The following is a 21,538-nucleotide window of genomic DNA, read 5'->3' on the forward strand; positions in this document are numbered from 1 at the left end:
GATACCTAAATTGCAAGGCTGTGATAGGATGGTGCATCTTTTTGTTTCCCTTCATGTTTCAGGTGTTATTGGTGATGGCTAAACAATACTGGGTGGGTGGATTCCTGGTGGATTTGTCCAGAAACCAAATAAGCCAGCAAGACAGGGTGCAAACCTTACCCCCTAAAGCGCTGCAAGTACTGACGTATCTGGCGCAGCATAGTGGCCGTGTCGTCAGCCATGATGAATTGTTAGATAAGGTTTGGGCTAATGCAGTAGTCACGCCCAATACGCTGCAACGCAGCATCGCGCAATTAAGAAAGGCCTTCGGGGAAAGCAGCAAAGCCTCAGCACTGATAAAAACGCATGCCAAGCAAGGCTATAGCCTGGAAGGCGAGGTACGTTGGTCTGAAGAGGTAAGCATTGCCGAAGAACATCGCGATGCTGTTAGTCCAGCGCCGCAGCTGAATGGCAGCGCTCAGCAAAAAAGTGCACAAACACAAGACAAGCCCGAATTCGCTCAGCCTTGTAACCCGCCCGATATTGGGATTTCATCCCCTAAGCCAGCTAAAAGCAACATGGCCTATTGGTTGCTGGCGGCCACGGCCATATTGGTGCTGGCAATTGGGCTGATACCTTTTGTATCGGACCGCCCTGAATTAAAACTCGGCGACCTGCGCTATCTGACCGCCACTGACGATAAAGAATATGGTGCAACCTATACCCCGGATGGCCAATATATTATTTTTCATCGCTACTACGAAAAGGTGTGCAGTAACAATCTGTGGGCGAAACACGCGCAGACCATGCAAGAGATTCAACTGACGGCCAAAGAGGGCACCTACGCCGGACACAGCCTGTCCGCCGACGGTAAACGCCTGATATTTATTGAAGAGCAGGACTGCACTGAGCCGCTGCATCAACCTACCTGCTACAAACTAATGAGCCTGGACTTTCAGGCAGCGTTAAGAGAACCCCAGCAGCCCAGCGAACTGCTAAATTGCCAACACTCAGAAATCCGCAATCCGCGGTGGGTGGACGATCAGCATATAGCCCTGATGCAGCGCGACGACCGGCTCTGGCGCCTGGTGCGTTACTCTCTGGCCGACCATAGCAGTGATATCCTTTATGAAGTTAAAGATGGCCTGATCCTGACGTTTACCTGGTCTGCAGAACGCCAGCGGTTGGCCGTGACATCGGTAAAAGCAGATGGTGTTCAGTATATCGAGATGCTGCATGCCGATGGCAGGGTTATCTCCAGCCACCCTATTCAGTTTCCAGCCGATGCGCCGCGCCATTTAAAAGTGGCCCCTGAGTTTATACCCGGCCAGGCTGAAATGCTGCTGGCCTATCGGGGACAACTCTATATGCTGTCCGAGCTAGGCCAGGTCACCAAGCTGAATTTAGCCCTGGAGGCCAGCGTTGGCAGCCCGGCCTTTCATCCTGATGGCCAGCGCTTGTTGCTGATTAGCGGTCGCTACGACAGTGATGTGGCCAGACTTTCTGTTGCTGACAATGTTAATGCGCAACAGCAAGCCATTGCGCCTGCAGTATTTGAGCGCTCTATCAACCATGAAGACAACGCCAAATTCCAGCCTGGCGGCGAGCAGATTGCTTTTGTGTCAAAACGCACCGGCACTGAGCAGGTCTGGTTATCGGGCGACGAAGGCTCCAGATTGGTCAGTGACTTCCCCAAAGGCACCTTTATCAGCAGCCTGTTTTGGGATAACGACGGCCAGGGTCTGTTGGTACTGGCGGATATGGATATCTACAAGCTGTCGCTGAATAATCAGCATAGTCGTCAGGGATTTCCTTATCCGATATTTGATCTGTTTGCCTGGAACAGCGATTCGCAGCAACTGTTAGCCAGAATTCTGGTAAATGGCATCGTGCAGTTGGTGACGATTGATTTAGGCAGTATGGATTATCAGACTGTCACTAATAAAAAGGTGATATGGGCAGCCAAAGACCCACAAGGGCCGCTGATTTATATGGATCATCTCAAACAGTTCTGGTTGCAAGGCGGTATTGAAGACAAGCTGATTGCCAGTTTGCAGGGCCAGGGTTCAGAGAAAGGCTTTGTGCTGCAAGATGGCCAGCTGTATGGCATCAACAAGGCCAATCAACTGTGGCGCTACCATATTCAAGCGGATACATTCAGCGTAGTGGCACCCGTCACCCCGGATATTGATTATCTGACCGACATTAAAGGACAAGAACTGCTGGCCACCCTGCTGGTGGCTGAACGCAAGGAAGTGATAGAGCTGACCTTTGCAAACTAGTTCGCAAATAGAATTTTAATAGAAAAACAATTTAATCATTTTAGGACCCGGCCGCCGTCGGCCATCTAGATTGCATTCCTCTACACATAAATAAAAAGTGAGGAACTGCATGTCGAATTGGTATTTGTCAGCATTGTGTGTGCTGAGCATATGCTCAGGTCCGGTGGCTTGGGCCGAGGAATTTATCACGCCACCCATGGTATCAATTCCGGCGGGTGAATTTATGATGGGTACAATTGGGGGCGACCCGGCCAGTCAACCTATTCACGAGGTCTCTGTTGAGGCCTTTCAACTGGCAAAATACCCGGTGACTGTCGCAGAGTTTCGCTACTTTGCTAAAGACACCAACTTCTCACCCGATGCCACCTGTAACGACTTTATTGATAAGGAAGGGTTAAGGGGGCCAACCCACATTGGTACAGGACGATGGGACAAACATCGCTATAGCCACAGCGATTATCAGCCCGTTACCTGCATTTTTCTGACAACCGCTAAAGCCTATGCCAAGTGGTTAAGCCAGAAAACCGGTACATCCTATCGATTGCCCAGCGAGCAAGAATGGGAGTATGCCGCCAGGGCTGGTACCACAAGCCGCTTCTTCTGGGGAGATGACCCGACCGGTGCACAAGCATGTGAGTATGGCAACGTCGCAGACTTTACCGGTGAATCGGTTAACAACCAACTGTATGGGTTAAGCAATGTCGGCTTTGTGGGCTTGTCTCCTTGTGAAGATGGAGAGGCCTACAACGCCATTGTCGGACAATACAAGGCCAATCCCTTTGGTTTGCATGATATGACAGGGAATGTGCTGCAGATGGTCAACTCCTGCTACAGCGACAAAGGTTACCAACCGGACACATCCGCGTTCCAAGAGAAAAATCAGTGCGAATTCTATGGTCTGCGCGGCAGTAACTGGCATTATCCGGCTCGCCCCCATACCTTCAGAGGCCGGGCCAAGCGGGAAGGGTGGAATGTGTCCGCAGATATTGGATTCAGGCTCGCTGCGGATAAGGCCCCGGCGACTTCGGATGACAGCCATTTTACCGCAGCTTTAAAGCAAGCTCAGCAGCAAAGACTCTCGGAAAAAGACAATTTGCTAATGACACCGCTCTTTGGTCACATTGTGCAGTTGGGGGAAACCAGGTATCAGTTGCGCTGGCAACCCGTGACGGACAAAAGGGTAACTCGCTACGATATCTATCAGTCGGTTTATCCTCAAGCACATCTGATGGGCGGCTTTTATCAGCATCAATATACCAAGTTAACTCAGGTGGACAGCTCGCAGTCAAGCCTGGAACTGGATGCAGTAGCCAATGGAACCAGCTTCCTGTTGGTGGCCGCCAATGATGAGCAATCCAGTTTACCCAGCGCGCCTCTGCTGATTCCGCACCCTCCGGTTATTACTGACATTCCGGGCAAACTAGAGATGCAAAATGTAGCCAGTCTGAACGGCGTGGCGCTTTACCGAGCCGCCCCCACTGAGACGCGCCCAGAGCGATACTATGTTTTCAAAACCAACCCTGTAACAGCGCAGGAAAAGGTGAGCATGACCTTCCTGGTTAAGGTGGAAGAATCAGGAGAGTATCAACTTAGCTACCAAGGTCGCACCTTCCAGGAGGGTACTTTCTTTACCTTATGGAATGGCGCTACCTTGCTGGCAGAGATTAGCTATGAGCGCCAAGCAGAGAACACAACGAATCAACATTCTGTGTATCTTGAAAAAGGTCAGCACAGCTTGCAACTACAGGTAATGCGCGAGGGATTTGACCGCTGGATGCTGGCCGGTCTGGAATTCACTCTACAACAACCAATAGCAACAGGGGATGAGTAGATAGCATTAGCAACTCGGCATTAATTAGGCTGCAATTCGCTGCTAGATAAGCGTATTGCAGCATCCAATGCCCTGCTATTCTGGTCGCGCCAACGGCGGGTAGCATGCGCGGTCAGGTAGCTTTTCAACCCCTCAGCGTCGACCATGGTATCGCCGCTTTGTGCATGCTGTAAAAGCAACAAGGCGCTATCCAAGGCATCGGTTTTACTTTGCGCTAACTGCGCGATTTGAAAGCTTTGCAGGGCTTCCTTGAGCCCTTCCGCCCTTTTCTGTTGCGCCAGCAACACTGATGCCCTTGTCAGAGACTGAAATGAGTCTCTTTGCCAGGGGGCAATCAGGGCCAGTGCCTCATCCCAGCGCTGCTGCTGAATATAGCTTTGCCTGAGCTGTTTGGCGGCAATATTAAAATCCTTCTGATATTGTGGCGTAAATGGTCTGCTCAAAATCTGCTGATAAAAACCGTTAGCGGCCTCTCCTGGCCCGGCCATCCAGGCTTGTGTACTGAGTAGTAGCACCAGATGTTCATCAGCCAACTGATTTAAGCTGATCAGCTGAGTGGCGAGGCCCATCTGGGTATGAGCGAGTTCCGTCAGCCCGGCTTTTGATGCCATAAAAGCCTGGATGCGGTGTGCATTCAGCTCCAACAATGGTTCCTGCGCTGCTCTGGCGCTGGCAACAGCCTGATTCAATACTTGCATGCCCTGACGCAGGTCATTGTCCACCAGCAGACTCCAGGATAAGGTCATCAGCATTTGTGCTTTTAGGGGGGCGACCTCAACAGCTTCCTGAATAGTTAAAGCAGCTTCGATACTTGCTCTGGCCACAGGGAATTGCTTGTTCTCCATGGCAATTTGAGCTTTGAGCCATAGATACAAGGCTTTCTCTAGGTTATTGTCCGGCGCCAGTAGCTGTCTTTCCACCAGCGCAGCGGCCTTGTCGTATTCTTCCAGCGCCATATATAACCTGGCCTGTTCTGCACCAAGGTCATTTTGATGCATCTGCAAGACTGCAAGAGCTTGCTGCGGATGAGACAAACTAAAATAGTTGCCGTCGCGCAATGCCAGGATAGCTGCACTGAGCTTGTGCTGCGCCTCTTTGGCGGTCTTGACCAGAATAAAATCCTGCCAACTTCGCTGCGGCCCCTGAACAATGAAACTGACCACCATACCGCTTTTCACCGGAAAGTTTTTGGTAGCAACAAGTAACTCTTCTGCGTTGGCTGCCTGAGCATAAGTGCGATGAGGCGAGTCAAACAGCGCCTGTGCCGACAGGCCGGCTTGAAGACTTTGTACCCTAAATTCCTGCGCGGCTGGCGCAAGGACAAATATTTGCTCGGGTTGTAGCGCCGCTGGGGGTGACAAAGTATAGAGTCTGTACCAAAGCACCGAGACGATAAGCAGTATCGCGATACCCAATCCATAAACAGTCGGTCTGGATAAACCTCCAAACGGCTTGGGCACTTGCGCTATATCTTTATTCTTATCCTGGCCGGTAACTTCAGTAGGTTGATGGCAGTTATCTATAATAGGGGATTGCCACTGATACCCTTTTTTAGGAAAGGTTTTAATGGCGGTCTCACCAAATATACTGCGCAGTAAACTGATGTTTTGGAAAATCACCTGCTCAGTGACAACCCTGTTCGTCCAAACCTTATCTAAAATAGTGTCTTTGCTCAGGATCTTATCCCGATTCTCCAACAACAACGCCAGTAACAGACAGGCCTTTTCGTTAAGTGAAACGATCTGGCCATGTTGTTTTAAGACTAACTGATCTGGATCGAATTCAAATTCGCCAAATTGATAGGTGCGCACCAAGCTCGCTCTTTTAGTTTAGTTGCGGGATGGTAACCTACTTTGCCCTAACGTGCTGTGCATAGGGACAATTTATGCCAGTGGCCTTGGTTGGTGCAATCGACACTCAGCAAAAACATATACCCGATAGCAGTGGCTGGCAGGGCCTGTTTTTACACATAAAAAAACGCCGCGAGAGGCGACGTTTCTTCATGCAGAGCCCAGGAACATTTATTCCATGTAGCCGTCAGGCAGCGCTTCGAAAGGCGATACGCCGGTCTCAATGGCCGCCTGAGCAACAGCTTTGGCCACGCGCTGACATAAACGCGGGTCCATCGGCTTGGGAATAATGTACTGCCGGCCAAAGTTAAGCTCTGTGACATCGGCGGCTTTCAGTACTGATTCGGGCACAGGTTCACGGGCAATACTGCGAATCGCTTCAACGGCGGCCACTTTCATTTCGTCGTTAATGGTGGAGGCTCGTACATCCAGGGCACCGCGGAAAATAAAAGGGAAGCACAGTACGTTGTTAACCTGGTTAGGATAGTCGGAACGACCGGTAGCCATAATCAGGTCATCACGGGCACCATGGGCCAGCTCGGGTTTAATTTCAGGGTCCGGGTTGGAGCAGGCAAACACCACCGGATTGGGGGCCATCAGTTTCAGAGCTTCAGGCGGCAGCACGTCGGGGCCGGAGACGCCCACAAACACATCGGCGTCCTGCATCACATCTTCCAGCGTGCGTTTGTCGGTGTTATTGGCAAACAACTGCTTATGTGGGGTCAGATCATCTCGACGGGTGTGAATTACGCCTTTTCTGTCCAACATGTAAATACGTTCACGCTGGGCACCACATTTGATCAGCAGTTCCATACAAGCGACGGCGGCGGCACCGGCGCCCATACAGACGATAGTCACATCGTGAATATTTTTACCCTGGATCTCCAGTGCGTTGAGCATACCCGCCGCGGTCACAATAGCCGTACCGTGCTGGTCGTCATGGAATACCGGTACCCGACAGCGCTTGATCAGTTCCTGTTCAATCTCGAAACACTCGGGCGCTTTAATATCTTCCAGGTTAATACCCCCAAAGGTATCTGCGATATTGGCCACGGTATTAATAAATTCTTCGGTGGTGCGGTGTTTTACTTCAATATCAATGGCATCCAGACCGGCAAAGCGCTTGAACAGCAAGGCTTTGCCTTCCATGACAGGCTTGGATGCCAGCGGTCCTAAATTACCCAGGCCGAGAATGGCAGTGCCGTTGGAAATCACCGCCACCAGATTACCTTTGGCGGTGTATTTATAAGCATTATCCGGGTCAGCGGCGATTTCCTTGACCGGCTCGGCCACACCCGGGCTGTAAGCCAGGGCCAGATCGCCGACGCTTTCGGCAGGTTTGCTCAGCTCAATGCTGATTTTTCCGGGGACGGGTTTGGCGTGATAATCCAGTGCTCTTTGACGAAAGTCAGACATAGTAGCCTCTGAGTGATATTGTATGGGTACGAGTAAGGAATGTTATTGTTATCTATCCCTGAACGCTGGCAGGAATGGGTGCGCAATCTATCACAACACCTGGGTACAACATATCAGATCAGACCGCGATTCGGCATAGCCAATTCTGTCTAGGCCATGCTTATCTTTCATATACGTGGTCACCTTGGCAAAATTTGCTTTGCGAGCAACAAAAAAGGCGCCTGATTGGCGCCTTTTCTTGCAGTCTGCGGGCTTACTTTTTGCCCAGCATGCCGAAACGTTTGTTGAAACGATCTACACGGCCACCGGTGTCAACGTTACGCTGCTTACCAGTGTAGAAAGGGTGACATTCTGAACATACGTCCAGGAAGATGTCTTTTTTCAGAGTAGAACGGATCGCCATCTTGTTTCCACAAGAGCAGTTTGCAGTGATTTCCTGATACTCAGGATGGATACCTTGTTTCATGGGATTACCTCATCAACAGGCCGTATCGCCACCCGATCCAAGTAACAATGTCTTGACCGGAACCATACGCTATTTACAAAAAATGGCAGCTTGCCGCCAGGAGGCGCGCATATTAATGTATCCCTCCTGAGGGTTCAAGTATTTGTTGAAATTATAGCCAGCCTTCTCAACTGCAAAGAATAAGATGTTAATTGCCGAAATAGCCCTACCCGTGCCAATGCGCGGCCACTTTGATTACCTGTTGCCAGACAGTATGGTGCCCCAGGCCGGCACCCGGGTGCTGGTGCCCTTTGGGCGGCGCAAACTGGTGGGGCTGGTGATGGCCTGTAAAGCAGACAGCGATATGCCAGCGGATAAACTGCGCAGGGTTGAAGCCTTGCTGGATGACAAGCCAGTGATGGAGCCGTTGTTTCTGCAATGGCTGACCTGGGCCAGTCAGTATTACCAGCACCCATTGGGGGATATCTTATTCACCGCGCTACCGGTATATCTGCGCAAAGGTCTGGGGGCTGAGGTTGAACTTAAGGCCTGGCAGTTAACCGAAATGGGGCATGATGTTGACCCCAGCGAACTAAAACGGGCCGCCAAACAGCAGGCTCTGCTGGCCGCTTTGCAAAGCGGGCCGGTGGCACAGGAACAGCTTAGCAACCGCTACTCCGCCGCAATATATCGTGCTCTGGCTGACAAAGGACTGATTGAAGCCACAACCTTAATCCCTGATGCCAATAAGCAGTGGCCAGCCGGTATTGAGCTGGCAGAAAAGCCCAGGCCGAATCTGGAACAGTCCTTGGCCATCAGCGCCATTGCGCATAAAGCCGGTAGCTTCAACTGTTTTTTACTTGAGGGGGTAACCGGCTCGGGTAAAACCGAAGTTTATCTGCAGGCCATTGAACCTTTGCTGAAGCAGGGTAAGCAGATACTGATTCTGGTGCCGGAAATTGGCCTGACCCCACAAACCGTCAGGCGTTTTCAACGGCGTTTCAGCGTGGACGTGGGAGTGCTGCATTCGGGGCTGACCGACAATGAGCGTATGCAGGTATGGCGCCAGGCCAAAGCCGGAGAACTGGGCATTATCATCGGCACCCGTTCCGCCATTTTTACCCCACTGGCAAGTCCTGGCATGATCATTGTGGATGAAGAGCATGACGGCTCATACAAACAGCAGGACGGCTGGCGATATCATGCCCGGGATATGGCGGTGGTGCGGGCCAGGCTCGAGAATATTCCATTGTTGCTGGGCAGTGCCACGCCGTCGCTGGAGAGCCTTAACAATGCCCTGGCTGGCAAGTACCAGCATTTACTGTTGCGACAACGGGCCGGGGAAGCCAAACCCGTGCAACATCAGCTACTGGACCTGAAGGGGCAGCAGCTTGAGTTTGGGCTGGCCAGGGGCATGCGCCAGCGTATCCAGGCCCATTTGCAGCAAGGCAATCAGGTTATGCTATTTATCAACCGGCGCGGTTATGCACCGGCCCTGATTTGCCATCAATGCGGCTTTGTGGAGGAGTGCCACAGCTGCGATCGCAGTTATACCCTGCACCGCAGCCTGAACAAGCTGCAGTGCCACCATTGTTCAGATGCCAAGCCGATTCCCCATGCTTGTGTCCAGTGTGGTGCGTCACCCATGCAGCCGGTGGGCATGGGTACCGAGCAACTGGAGCAAGGGATTGCCAGTTTATTTCCTGGCTATCAGGCCGCTCGTATCGACAGCGATTCGGCGCGCGGCAAGCAGAAGCTGCATCAGTTGTTAGAGGACATTAACCAGGGTAAACATCAGCTGCTGATTGGTACACAAATCCTGGCGAAGGGGCACCACTTTCCCAATGTGTCGCTGGTGGTGATCCTGGATGTGGACGGTTCTCTATTCAGTGCCGATTACCGCGCGCCGGAAAAACTGGCCCAGTTGATTACCCAGGTAGCCGGGCGTGCCGGGCGGGCCCATATTCAGGGCGAGTTATGGCTGCAGACTCATCATCCTGCTCATCCGTTATTGCAGGATCTGCTGAATAACGGTTATCAGCACTTTGCCAGACTGGCCTTAAAAGAGCGCCGGTTTGCTGCATTGCCACCCTACAGTTATCAGGCACTGTTCCGTGCTGAGGCTAACCAGGCCGCCCAGGCCCATGAATTTCTGTTACAAGTACGGCAGCTAATGGCCATTGGCCCTGACCTGGCGGCCATCGGGCCCATTCCGGCGCTGATGGAAAAACGTCAGGGGCGTTACCGTATGCAGCTATTGTTGCAGTCGCAGCAACGCACGGGGATTCAACAGCAGCTTAATCGCCTGATGGGACAAATCGAAAAACTGCCGCTGGCCAATAAGGTGCGCTGGTCGCTGGATATGGATCCGCAGGACTTCACCTGATTTGCTTGTGCCGGGACAACAGGTAGAATCATCGCCTCGGGGTAGCAGTTTTTCTTCTTCTTTTTCAAAACAGCAGTAAGTTACCCCGCTGCATTTTGTAGGGTTATAGCTGATTTATGGCACATAAAGATTACGTTTCCCGCGGCAGAGCGAACAAAGCGCCGCCTCCCAAGCCACCCTTACCCTGGCTGCGTATTGTGATTACGCTGGCCTTATTTGCAGGTTTTGCTTATTTTTTGTGGAATATTAATGGCAGTGCCAAGAAGACCGAAAACAGTCAGCCCGCCCCGGTTAAGGTAAAAGAACAAGCTGATGCTTTGCCTAAGCTGCCCGAGGAAAAGTGGGAGTTTATTGAAGTACTGCCAAACCAGACAGTGGAAGTGGATGTGCCGGAACAAGAAGACGATGGGATTCGCTGGTTGATGCAGTGTGGCTCCTTCCGTCAGTCGCAGCAAGCCGAGGAAATGCGTGCCAAGATTGCCTTTGCTGGTCTGGAATCTCAGGTCAGGCCCAGTGATGGTGCCAATGGTCGTTGGTACAGAGTGATTCTTGGCCCGTTTGAACGAAAACGGGAAGCCGAAAAACAGCGCCATGCGATTCGCCGTACCGGCATTACCACCTGCCAGATTTGGCAATGGAATTTGGATTAAGCCATATGACAACATGCATACAAATTAACCAGAATGGTGGTCCACAAGTGATGGAACTGGTGGAACATGACCCCGGTCAGCCTGCTGCCGGTGAAGTGCGATTACGCCAGCATGCCATTGGCCTTAATTACATTGATGTGTATTTCAGAACCGGTTTGTATCCGCAGCCCTTGCCAGGCGGGTTGGGGCTGGAAGGGGCCGGTGAAGTGGAAGCCGTGGGCGAAGGGGTGGATTTCCTTAAACCCGGGGATAGGGTTGCTTACGCTGGTGGCCCCACCGGCGCTTATGCGCAGGTCAGGGTGATGCCCGCAGCACATCTGGTGCGAATCCCCGACAGCCTGAGTTTTGAAACCGCGGCGGCTGTGATGCTGAAAGGCCTGACCGTGCAGTACCTGCTGCGTCGCACATATCGGGTGCAGGCTGGGCAGAGTATATTATTCCATGCCGTCGCCGGCGGTGTCGGCCTGCTGGCCTGTCAGTGGGCAAAAGCGCTTGGAGTGCGAATGATTGGCACAGTGGGCGATGCGCACAAGGCTGAACTGGCAAAAGCGCACGGCTGCACGGAAGTGATTAATTACAACGAAGAGTCCTTTGTACAAAAAGTCAGGGAACTGACCGGCGAAGAAGGGGTGCCTGTGGTGTATGACAGTGTCGGTAAAAGTACCTTTGAGGATTCACTGGATTGTCTGGCGCCGCTGGGCATGATGGTGTCCTTTGGCAATGCGTCCGGGGCCGTGCCGGAATTTGCCTTAAGCGAATTGACCAAGCGCGGTTCACTGTTTATTACCAGACCAAGATTATTTGACTACGTAGCTAAACGGGCTGATCTGGAAGCCATGTGCAATGAACTCTTTGCCATGCTGGAAGCTGGCAAGCTACAACCTTTGATAGGTCAGCGTTATGCATTGGCTGACGTCGCCGAGGCCCATAAAGATCTGGAGGCCAGAAAACTGACTGGCTCAGCAATACTGTTACCTTAATGTTTTGTTGGTGTTAAAAGTGTAGACATATCAATAGAAATCTGATTAGTTTGTTGCGCACACTTTATTCTAGTGCATTGTTTGCATGGAAGATTTATAGAACAAATGGTTAAGGAAGACCTTTACTAGATTATTTTGTAGTCCCTTGTCAGCGTTCTTTTTGGGTAAAGCTATCGTCTTAGTAGCCAAAGCCGTCTTACATGCGATTCCTTGAAAATATTATCAGCATCAAGGAATCAGCATATGAAAACAAAAATATTCCCTTTTATTACATTACTTTTTATATCTCATATAAGCCTGGGGGTTCAGCATGACCCTGACACAGCAAAGACTGAAGGTGGAGGAGGAAATGTAGAGCATATTCCAGTTACCGGGTCCCCTGTACCAGGTAATTCATCACCAATTGGCTCGGTTCCTGGGGGACAAGGTGGTGGCGGTAATGGCAGTGGAACTGGAAGTATTGACGCACAAGAACAATGTGAATTGAATGCTCTTGATAGCAAACGCGTATGTCTTAATACTGCGAACGGGATCTATGCATCATCAGCTTTGCTATGTTTGGGGTTTACAAATCCAGTTGCGATAGCTGGTTGTGAAGGAGCTTCTTGGATCGGATATGAAGATGCGAAGTCGGCTTGTGAACAAAGCTTTGCTCAAGCAACTGCAATGTGTGATTGAAGTGATATTGGCGACGATAGTTGAAATATGGCGGCAATGTATGTCGCCACAAAGAAATTGGAATGCGCATGTTTAAAATCAAAAACTTCGCAGCGGTTACGGCTTATATGCTTGCGCTACAACTGGTGGTTTCTCATTTGTCTAATTCTTCAATTGAATTTGGGCCCTTCAATGTGTTGTTGGCTGTGGGTGTAGGAGCTTTTTGTGGCAAGATTGATAAGGAAGTCACAGCGAAGAGTTTTTTTAGCTTAGTAATTATAACAATAGTTGTAATGTTTTTCGTTTACGAATTTGGATTTCTTAATAATTCTAAATCCAATTATAAAGATAACCAGACTTCTAAATATGAAGCACCTAGTGTTATCGATTCTGGAAAAAGTGGTAATGATGATGAGCATGTAAATAATGAAGGGGTTAATTCTGGCTCCATTCTAAAAGAATTGCATGTTAATAATCAGTCTGGCATTGAAAATGGTGTTTATAGTGATATCTCCCTCTCAGAAAAGGAAACTTATGAGGCGAAAATAATTATGGATGATCTGGTGAATATGAGTGAGAAAGCAAAAATAAAAGATTGGCAAGGATTTACTGATGTGATTGAAGAAGCCAGCATAATCGAGCCTGAGAGTCTAAATTATGCCTTATTTCAATCGCTTGTTTTTGAGGCTCCTCTGGAGTTAATAAAAGAACTACTAAATAAAGGAGCATTTTTTACTCCTGAGTCCTTATCAGTCTTAGCTATAAAAGACAATGTGCCACTTCTTAAGTCGCTAATTCCATTAGGTTTGGATATTCATATGGTTAGTAAGGATTTTAATAATTCCATTTCCTATTCTTTAAAGGTCAATGCATCAAGACGTGTGTTTGATTTCTTAATTGACAGTGGTGTTGATGTTCAAGTTAATGGTAGTTATACAGACTCTTTGATTTATGCATTGGAATTGTGTAGTCAAACAGTGGAATGCGAGTACTATGTGAAATCTTTACGAAAGAAAGGTGCGGTTTTTAAAAGCCAACATTTAGAGTTGCTAAATGATATTAGGCTCACCGATAGCAAGTTGTATAGTAACCTTATAGGGGGAGGGAGCTTGGTGAAAAACAGCACCTCCATTCGGCCTGTCAGACCAAGTTGTTAATTGGATAGAATTTGTAGCAGTGCAAATATAACCGGCATGACGTGTAAGGAAAATGCAAAGCTTATGCTGAGCTATTTATGAAAGAATATCAACGGTTTGTTCCTGGTAGGAATAGAGTTGAGAAATGAAAAAAAGCTTTATTCTTATTGTACTCACTGCAATAGCTGGGCTTCTAATATTTTTTGTGCCTGGTTTATTTGGTGAAAAAGAAGCAATTGACTGTAACGGGGATTGTTATGGTGTTGACATTGTCAATATAGGGGAAGAGACTGGTGAAACTAAGCCTATAAATTCACCAGCGGTTTTAAATAATAAAGTTGAACTTACTGATAAATATATTTCTGCAGATAAGCATAATTCATCTGTCAGTAGAAAATCTCTTGATGAAGAATGGTGTGTGGCTGAAGAAGAACTTAACCAAGCAGATCTGGAGTATATCAGAGTATTAGAGAATGATTGGCATGAAGTTATAGGAAAAGCAGCTATCAAGGGGCCTAGTGCTATAAACTCTGATGATAGGAATTATCCAAATAATGCTTATGTCTCATCCTATCAAGAGTTGCCCATAGAAGAGCTAAAAGAAAGAGCGCAAAGTGGTGACAAGTGGGCCATGATTGCATATGTTCAGAGTTGGTATGGTAAAGCAGATTTGCAGCAAGAGATTGCCAACAAATTGTTAATTATGGGAGCCTCTTATCACGCAATAGAGTACCTAATAATGCAGGAGTTAGTTTCTGCAAAATCCAGCTATAGAAAAGCAGGTAAGGTTGACGAGAATGCGAAGCAGCACCTCATTAATGCTACGGCATATACTATGCTTGGTCTGAAAGACTACAGCGTCAGTGCTCTAACAGCGTTTAGTGGAAATATTTCAGGAGACGAACTGTTTCAGAGTTATCTTAATCCCTCTATTGTTCTTTCTGACGCTGAAGATGATATTAGGAAGCGCTATTTGGAGTTGGATAACTCTATTGAAAAAGCTCGTGAGCAGCAATCTATTACCATTGAACGTCCACCTGAAGCTGTTAAAAGGCTATTCCAGCAGGATATTGCTAGTTATCAATATAGAAATAGTGAATTAGTTGTTTTTTTACAAGGTCTTAACCTTGAGTCTGAGGTTGATCTTGGAAGAACACCTTGTACAGAAAAATATCTTTCTCGTCTAGAAACATTAAACAAGAATAAATAGCAGATGAGATAAGGGAGTAACTTGCCGCGGGCAGAAAAGCTCATCTACACTGGCCTATACATGTTCTAATCAATCTGTATATGCCAAAGTTCACCTCTTTGTGTCTGTTGTTTTGCTTGTGTTGTGGGCCAGCCGCCGCGCTGGCCGAGCCAACAAAACTTCTCTTCAGCTATATCGAGCATCCACAGGTCGGCATTGTCACCGACCTGCTAAAGAGCAGCTATCAATCACTGGGGATCGAGCTGGAATTTGTTAAGGTGGCGGCAGAGCGTGAGCGCATAATGGCCGTTAACGGCGAACTGGATGGCATTGCCGTGCGGCTATCCTCCATGGCACCTATGCTGGACAACATGCGTATGGTTAAGGTGCCGTTGCTTAAAGTACAGGTGAGGCTGGTGTGCCGGCTTGGCATCGAATGCGATAATGGCTTGCTTGATCACACTGGCATTCAAATTGCGGTACCTCAGGGAAGCCGCATGGCAGCCGATATTGTTAAAAAAAATCAGCTTAAGGCCCTGTGGTTCACTTCCAACCAACAAATATTGGATATGCTGGAAATGGGCCGCATTGATTATGGGTTGACTGCGTACATAGATAATCGAGACTTTCCATTTGACGCCAGTCGCCTGCAACTCGCTGAGGTGTCTATTCACAATGAAGCGGCCTATCACTTCCTGCATAAACGCCATGCCAGACTGATGCACCAGGTAGAGTTGGCGCTGAGACGAGAACTCGCCAAACCATCCTCAACTAATTAAAGCGCGACTATTTTGCTGTTGTAACCAGGGTCATCAATCTGTCGGGAAAATCGGTAATAATGCCGTTGACACCATAGTCGAGAAACCGCCGCATTGCGGCTTCATCATTGATGGTCCAAACCTGCAGTCTAGCCCCCCTGTTATTCAGCGCGCGTATCAAAGCAGGTGTGACAATTTTAATTGGCCCTGAATATTCGGGGACCTGCATGGCGACGCCTTTTAATGGGTAAAGGTGGGAAAGGCCGATTTTGTGCAGCAACACAAACCAGGTGATCTCCTTTTTGGTCATAGATGTGGCAACGTCGGGGCAAGCTTGGCGAAATGCCAGCAGCGCCTCGGTGTGAAAGGAGGTCACTAATACCTGCTGGCTTCTACCATGCAGTTTGATCAGTTGACACAACAAGTCACTGTCCGTTGGCGTGTCTGGTTTGATTTCCAGCATAAAGCGGGCATTGGGTAGAGCAGAAAATACCTCTGCCAGAGCGGGGATCTGCACATGCTGGTCACGGAACGGGTAGATGCCACCTTGCTGATGATAATAACCGGCATCCAGTGTTTTAAGTTGTGCCAGAGTCATGTCTCTAATGTATCCCTGGCCATTGGTGGTGGCATTTACCGTGTCATCATGTCTGGCCACAAGTTGATTATCTGCACTGGCATGAATATCCATTTCAATCACATCAGCACCGAGTTGCCAGGCATTGAGTGCTGCTTCCAGCGTGTTTTTCGGCCTCAGGCCCTGGCCAGCGCCATGGGCAATAGTTTCAAAGCCCTGTTGCTGATAATAAGTATGGGGTGGGACGTTATTTACAGCGGGAATTAAGGTTAAACCCAGATAAGCCAAGGCAAAGCCAGATAACCACAACAGTGCTTTGAGCATAATTGGTTGAGACAAGGTTAACTTTCTAGCATCTTACGTCTAACGAGCTATGCAGTGAAGCCTATCCGATCGCTGTGTAAAGCAGCTTCACACCCATCAGCAACAGCAGTATATGTAGAGCACCCATAAAGGCCGCAGGATTCAGTCGCGAGCGAATCCATACACCGAGCCTAGTGCCCAGCCAGGCAAAAGGGGCAAACAGCATGGTTAAGCCGGCTAGTTGCCAATCCAGTACATTGAAATACATAAAAGGGCCCAGTTTAGCCAGATTCATACCGGCATAGACCACAGCACTGGTGGCCACCAGAGTTGCTGGGGCTAAAGAGACGGACAATAAATGCATCATCAGGGGAGGTCCGCCAGCATGCAACAAGGTACTGCTCAGTCCCGATACGGTTGAAAGTATCCATGCGGCAGGGCGGGACGCCAACCATTGGCTCTTGAGTTTGCGCAGCAGCAGATAACGCAAAGCAAACAGGCTGCTTAGTAATCCAATTATGCCTTGCAGGCTTTGTGCTGATAACTTATTAAGTAGCAACGTGCCCAGTAACAACCCCAGCACCACACCGGGTAGCAATTGCATTAGATGTTGTCGGTTCCATTGTTGCCAGTAGCTTTTCAGGCTGAATAAATCCGCCAGCAGTAATAAGGGTAACATTAGCCCCACGGCCTGCCTGGGGGGCAAAACCAGCAGCAGTAATGGCACTGAGAAAATCCCCAGTGCCCCGGCAAAAGCGGATTTGGAAATCCCAGTCAGCACCACCACTACAGCAATCAGCAGTAGGCTGAGCGGGGCCAACTCCTGCAGCATCTTCAGACTGCCTGAGCAGGCAAGTCAAACCACAAGGCCTGTAGATCTGTCTTCGCCTGCAAGTGCAGGGCATGGCTATGCACCAGGCCAACCCCGTCACCGCTGTGCAGACTTTGCTGACCGCTTTGCGCCTGCCCGCTAAGCATATGCAGGTAACCACTGCGGTCACCCACTGGTAGTTCAATGCTCTCTCCGGCCCGAAGCTCCAGGCGCGAGAGAGTGGCATCCTGGCGGATGGATAAGGTGCCGTCCCGACCATCGGGAGTAACCAGCGGCGTCAGTTTGTCCATTTGCTGGATAGTCGCCTGTTGGTAGCCAGGTTTGACGCCCCGTACATTGGGTTGGATCCAGATTTGCAGGAAATGCACTGTGTCGGTGCGCGAGGCATTATATTCTGAGTGCAGAATACCGCTGCCAGCACTCATTAACTGCACGTCTCCGGCAGGAATATTAAACTCATTGCCGGTACTGTCCTTATGCTGCAGAGCCCCTTCCAGCACATAGGATATAATCTCCATATCCCGGTGGCCGTGCGTATCAAAGCCAGCTCCACCCCGCACTCTGTCATCGTTGATCACCCGTAGTGCAGAGATGCCCATATGCTGAGCATCATGGTAATGGCCAAATGAAAAAGTATGGCGGCTGTCCAGCCAACCGAAGTTGGCGCGCCCGCGGCTGTCGGCAAGTCTGATGTAATCCATGATTATTCCTCGGATTGAAGTTCACATGGCCTTACTATAGAAACGAATTTAGAGAACTTAAATTAGATAATATTCGAGGCTTAATTCGTTTATTTAGAATGTTGTCGGTGTTCGTTACCCTGCGACAGCTGCTATCTGAGGCTGAAATACAACGTCAGCCCAGGTAAGTGAATTTTTCCAGCAGCGTAGTGACTTCCCCACTGCCGGCTTGTTTTGCCCCGCCTAACAGGTAAATACCCTGGCTGGTCGCGACAGCCCCTAAACCATGGCGTGTCGAGCTCATGGTTATCGGCAGGGTTTGCCATTTGTCGCTGGAAAACTGGTAGTGCCAAATTTGATCAAAGGCTTCGCTGGAGGTTAATGCCCATTTGTCCCCTTGCTGGGTGAAATGATAGGCTTCGCCGCCAAAGACAAACAACTCGCCTTGCCAAATCGCCGCTGCGGTACCTGCGCTGGCTTTGGGCATGGGGGCAAGTTCAAACCAACGGTCGGTTTTCTTCTCATAGAAATCAACACGGGCCTGGTTTTCATGTCGTTTTTTATAAATGCGCCCTCCTACTACCAGCAAGCCATCGTTATGCACAAGACAGGAAAAAGAGTTTCTGGCTAAGGGCAGTGGTGCCGCTGACTGCCACGAAGTGTCATCATAAAAATAATGTGCTGCGGTGTCAGTTGAATGGCCATTGATAAGGGTGCGGCCACCAACAACATGCAAATCTTTACCTAAAAAGCTATAGCCAGCTTCTGCCTGAGGCCCTGGCAGTGCAGTAACTGACTGCCAGCTATCCGACAGGGAGCTAAGTTGCCAAACCTGGCTTTCTATCTTCCAGGGATCCTGTTTATCGGAACTGAATCCACCAATAGCAAATAAGGACTGATGGTTTGCTGCAAGCCCTAAGTGATGTCGTGGCTCTGGTAATTCAGGGCCTTTGTGCCAGATGTCTTGCTGGAAGTCATAAAGGTGAACGGACCTTGACGGGCTCATATTGCCCATTAGTCCCGCCCCTTCCTGTGCCAGTTCCAGAGCGCCAGCAATCACTATTCGGTTTTTAAATATACAAGGATAAATCTCTTGTAAAGGCACAGGAATGGGAGCCAGATTCTGCCAATTTTTATTTGCCGCTACAGACATACGTGGTAGCAAACTGGCTGCCATTGCTGCACTGCCGGACAATACAAAACGTCTCCTTGTTAACATCATTAGATTAACTTCCCTATTTATGCTGATTGGTTGTTCTGTCTGAATTGGCAGATTAACAAATTAACGCTTAGTTCAGATACCCAGTAACCTGAAATTAATCAGATGCTTCCAATTGCTCAGCCGTTAACATGGATTCTGACTGATAACGCAGCTCGCCAATAAAGGTGCGGGCCGCCGGTCCCAGGCGGTCGCCATCGGCAAAGCACAGGTACAGCTGAGCGGTGCGCTTTGCGCCCTGCGCCAGAGGTAATGGCTTCAGCAGGCCGGATTGCAGCTCCGCTTCAATGGCCGGCAGCGGTAACCAGGCATAACCAAAACCTTTACTGATCATATCGATAGAGGTGCGCATATGGCTTACTGTCCAACGTTGGTCGGCACCAAGCCAGCCTTCGTCCTTGCCACTGGTGCTGGCAGAATCCCTGACCACAATCTGTCGGTGTGACTTAAGATCCTCAAAACTTAAGTCCTGTTCCTGCTGGTGTAAGGCATGCAGTGGGTTGGCGACGGCAAGAAATTCGATCTGACAAAACTCTTCGTTAAAGCCGTTGGCCAGGGTGACCGGGGATATGGCAATATCGACTCTGGCATCTTCCAGCAGTTCCCGGGCACCGCTAAGCACGGTCTCCATCAATTCTATGCGCAGCAGGGGAAATTGTGCCGACACAGTATCGAGCACTCTATACAGCAATGCCTGAGGGAAGACTTCGTCCACCGCAATTTTCAACTGCGTTTCTGTTCCTGCGCCTAAACCGGCCGCCACGGCTTCCAGCTTGGCTGCCTCTTCCAACAGGTAATTTGCCCTGCGCAGCATTAACTCGCCGGCCTGGGTCAGCCGGACTTTACGCCCCTGCACCTTAAGCAATTTAACACCCAGCGAGTCTTCCAGTTTCTGCACGGCATGATGGATAGTGGACTGGCTTTTATGAATCGCATCACCGGCCTGACTGAAACCACCGTGTTCCACCACCGCACGAAACATGCGCCACTGTCCCAGGGTTGTTTTTAGCATCTTGTCTGCCTCACCTTGTTTGGGATAGCCAGAGTGCCGATCATCTTCAGCACAGCCGAACCGGCTATTGTATTCGATTTAGTCAAATCAGGATGGCATATATGATGCCGTTTGTCCCAGAAAATAGAGCGATTGGTGAGCTAACGACAATGCTTAATGCCAGCCCAGACCTGCCGCCACAGCACACAAGAGCACCAGTAAGTAGGGCGGTATCCGGGTAAACTGCAAAAGCGCGAAGCTGAGTAACGCCAGCAATAAATCCTGCATAGATAAAATAGCACTGCTGAGTACCGGCTGGATAAACGCGGCCAGTAACACCCCCACCACTGCTGCATTGACCCCACTAAGCGCCTGGCGAACCCCATGGCGCTTTCGCAGTTCAGACCAAAAAGGCAACACCCCCAATACCAGAATAAACGCAGGTAGAAAGATAGCGCTAAGCGCAATTAAGGCCCCTAACCAGGGGGAATGATTGGGAACGGCAAAGGCCCCCAGAAAGGCTGAGAAGGTGAACAACGGCCCAGGTACGGCCTGGGCGGCACCATAACCGGCCAGAAAAGTATCCTGCGAGACCATATCAGGTACCAGCTCCGCTTCAAGCAGGGGTAACACCACATGACCGCCACCAAAGACTAAAGCGCCACTGCGGTAAAAGCTGTCAAATAACCACAATGCAGGTTGGTGAAACAGATTGGCCAGGACAGGTAACAACAGCAGGAGCAGAAAGAACGTTAGTAGCAACAAGCCCGCCAGGGGTTTACTGATAACCGCTTGCAGCGGGGTGCTGTCGTTTTTGAGAGGTGGAAGAGTGAGTATAAATTTACCTGCCAGTGCCCCCAGTCCAATCGCCAGCAATTGCCAACCCGCCCCTGGTAGCCAAAGCAAGATCAGGCATACAACGAATGCCAGCGTTTTTCGTGGTATATCCGGGCAAAGCGTTTTTCCCATGCCCAGTATGGCTTGGGCCACCACCGCGACAGCCAGCACTTTAAGGCCATGAAGCCAGTTTGAGCCAAAGCTGTTGCTGAGATCGTGCAGATACAAGGCAAAGCAAAACAAGGCCAGTGCTGAAGGCAGGGTAAATCCCAGCCAGGCGGCCAATGCCCCGGCAGCCCCACCACGTTGCAAACCGATGGCAATACCTACCTGACTGCTGGCCGGGCCGGGCAGAAACTGGCATAACGCCAGCAACTCGGCATAAGCCTGCTCGGAAAGCCATTGGCGCTTGTACACAAATTCCTGACGAAAATAGCCCAGGTGAGCAATGGGGCCACCGAAAGACGTCAGTCCCAGACGTAAAAACACAGCAAAGATCGCCCAAAAGTGGTGTTGAACCGGATGAGATGCTGCAGGCAT

18 protein-coding genes are annotated in these 21,538 nt (G+C 49.8%); 9 read left to right on the top strand and 9 right to left on the bottom strand.

Features of this window, described 5'->3' with window-relative positions; all coding sequences use genetic code 11:
• Positions 1 to 74: 74 nt before the first annotated feature.
• Both ABD028_RS22275 and ABD028_RS22280 read left to right on the top strand, forming a co-directional pair.
• Positions 75 to 2,261 (top strand): winged helix-turn-helix domain-containing protein, encoded by a 2,187-nt coding sequence (locus ABD028_RS22275; RefSeq protein ID WP_343847540.1) that lies wholly within the window; start codon positions 75 to 77, stop codon positions 2,259 to 2,261.
• Between the two features lie 109 nt (positions 2,262 to 2,370).
• A complete protein-coding gene (locus tag ABD028_RS22280; protein ID WP_343847541.1) occupies positions 2,371 to 4,092 on the top strand; it encodes a formylglycine-generating enzyme family protein in 1,722 nt (573 codons plus the stop codon).
• A 20-nt stretch (positions 4,093 to 4,112) separates the two neighbouring features.
• Here ABD028_RS22280 and ABD028_RS22285 read toward each other — a convergent pair whose 3' ends face one another.
• The 3 genes from ABD028_RS22285 to rpmE all read right to left on the bottom strand — a co-directional run bounded on the left by ABD028_RS22285 (position 4,113) and on the right by rpmE (position 7,824).
• Positions 4,113 to 5,903, bottom strand: coding sequence for a winged helix-turn-helix domain-containing protein (locus ABD028_RS22285; protein WP_343847542.1), 1,791 nt, complete (start codon positions 5,901 to 5,903; stop codon positions 4,113 to 4,115).
• Between the two features lie 210 nt (positions 5,904 to 6,113).
• Positions 6,114 to 7,358: a malic enzyme-like NAD(P)-binding protein gene (locus tag ABD028_RS22290; protein ID WP_343847543.1), complete on the bottom strand. Its 1,245-nt coding sequence runs from the start codon at positions 7,356 to 7,358 to the stop codon at positions 6,114 to 6,116.
• Positions 7,359 to 7,611: 253 nt separating this feature from the next.
• Entirely contained in the window at positions 7,612 to 7,824 is a 213-nt protein-coding gene (gene rpmE / locus ABD028_RS22295) for a 50S ribosomal protein L31 (protein ID WP_102794360.1), read from the bottom strand.
• Positions 7,825 to 8,008: 184 nt separating this feature from the next.
• Here rpmE and priA point away from each other — a divergent pair, with 184 nt between their 5' ends.
• The 7 genes from priA (at position 8,009) to ABD028_RS22330 (ending at position 15,580) form a co-directional block, all read left to right on the top strand.
• Positions 8,009 to 10,189 (top strand): primosomal protein N', encoded by a 2,181-nt coding sequence (gene priA, locus ABD028_RS22300; RefSeq protein WP_343847544.1) that lies wholly within the window; start codon positions 8,009 to 8,011, stop codon positions 10,187 to 10,189.
• Between the two features lie 116 nt (positions 10,190 to 10,305).
• Positions 10,306 to 10,839: an SPOR domain-containing protein gene (locus tag ABD028_RS22305; protein WP_343847545.1), complete on the top strand. Its 534-nt coding sequence runs from the start codon at positions 10,306 to 10,308 to the stop codon at positions 10,837 to 10,839.
• A 5-nt stretch (positions 10,840 to 10,844) separates the two neighbouring features.
• A complete protein-coding gene (locus ABD028_RS22310) occupies positions 10,845 to 11,819 on the top strand; it encodes a quinone oxidoreductase family protein (RefSeq protein WP_343847546.1) in 975 nt (324 codons plus the stop codon).
• A gap of 243 nt (positions 11,820 to 12,062) precedes the next feature.
• The gene (locus tag ABD028_RS22315; protein ID WP_343847547.1) at positions 12,063 to 12,497 is read left to right on the top strand and encodes a hypothetical protein; all 435 of its coding nucleotides are present in this window, start codon (positions 12,063 to 12,065) and stop codon (positions 12,495 to 12,497) included.
• Positions 12,498 to 12,565: 68 nt separating this feature from the next.
• A complete protein-coding gene (locus ABD028_RS22320) occupies positions 12,566 to 13,633 on the top strand; it encodes an ankyrin repeat domain-containing protein (RefSeq protein WP_343847548.1) in 1,068 nt (355 codons plus the stop codon).
• A gap of 124 nt (positions 13,634 to 13,757) precedes the next feature.
• Entirely contained in the window at positions 13,758 to 14,822 is a 1,065-nt protein-coding gene (locus tag ABD028_RS22325) for a hypothetical protein (protein ID WP_343847549.1), read from the top strand.
• 80 nt (positions 14,823 to 14,902) lie between these two features.
• A complete protein-coding gene (locus tag ABD028_RS22330; RefSeq protein ID WP_343847550.1) occupies positions 14,903 to 15,580 on the top strand; it encodes a transporter substrate-binding domain-containing protein in 678 nt (225 codons plus the stop codon).
• Positions 15,581 to 15,587: 7 nt separating this feature from the next.
• Here the strand turns inward: ABD028_RS22330 and ABD028_RS22335 are convergent, their stop codons facing one another.
• The 6 genes from ABD028_RS22335 to chrA form a co-directional block, all read right to left on the bottom strand.
• On the bottom strand, positions 15,588 to 16,475 hold the full coding sequence (locus tag ABD028_RS22335; RefSeq protein ID WP_343847551.1) for a glycerophosphodiester phosphodiesterase family protein: 888 nt from the start codon (positions 16,473 to 16,475) through the stop codon (positions 15,588 to 15,590).
• 46 nt (positions 16,476 to 16,521) lie between these two features.
• Positions 16,522 to 17,271 carry a TSUP family transporter gene (locus tag ABD028_RS22340; RefSeq protein ID WP_343847552.1) on the bottom strand — a complete coding sequence of 250 codons (750 nt, stop codon included), beginning with the start codon at positions 17,269 to 17,271 and terminating at the stop codon, positions 16,522 to 16,524.
• A gap of 2 nt (positions 17,272 to 17,273) precedes the next feature.
• Positions 17,274 to 17,972: a pirin family protein gene (locus tag ABD028_RS22345; RefSeq protein ID WP_343847553.1), complete on the bottom strand. Its 699-nt coding sequence runs from the start codon at positions 17,970 to 17,972 to the stop codon at positions 17,274 to 17,276.
• A 154-nt stretch (positions 17,973 to 18,126) separates the two neighbouring features.
• Complete coding sequence (locus ABD028_RS22350; protein WP_343847554.1) at positions 18,127 to 19,173, bottom strand: Kelch repeat-containing protein; 1,047 nt, start codon at positions 19,171 to 19,173, stop codon at positions 18,127 to 18,129.
• A gap of 94 nt (positions 19,174 to 19,267) precedes the next feature.
• Positions 19,268 to 20,182 (bottom strand): LysR family transcriptional regulator, encoded by a 915-nt coding sequence (locus tag ABD028_RS22355; RefSeq protein WP_343847555.1) that lies wholly within the window; start codon positions 20,180 to 20,182, stop codon positions 19,268 to 19,270.
• Positions 20,183 to 20,335: 153 nt separating this feature from the next.
• The gene (chrA, locus tag ABD028_RS22360; RefSeq protein ID WP_343847556.1) at positions 20,336 to 21,538 is read right to left on the bottom strand and encodes a chromate efflux transporter; all 1,203 of its coding nucleotides are present in this window, start codon (positions 21,536 to 21,538) and stop codon (positions 20,336 to 20,338) included.

Source organism: Bowmanella denitrificans (assembly GCF_039522935.1).
Taxonomy (GTDB): Bacteria; Pseudomonadota; Gammaproteobacteria; order Enterobacterales; family Alteromonadaceae; genus Bowmanella; species Bowmanella denitrificans.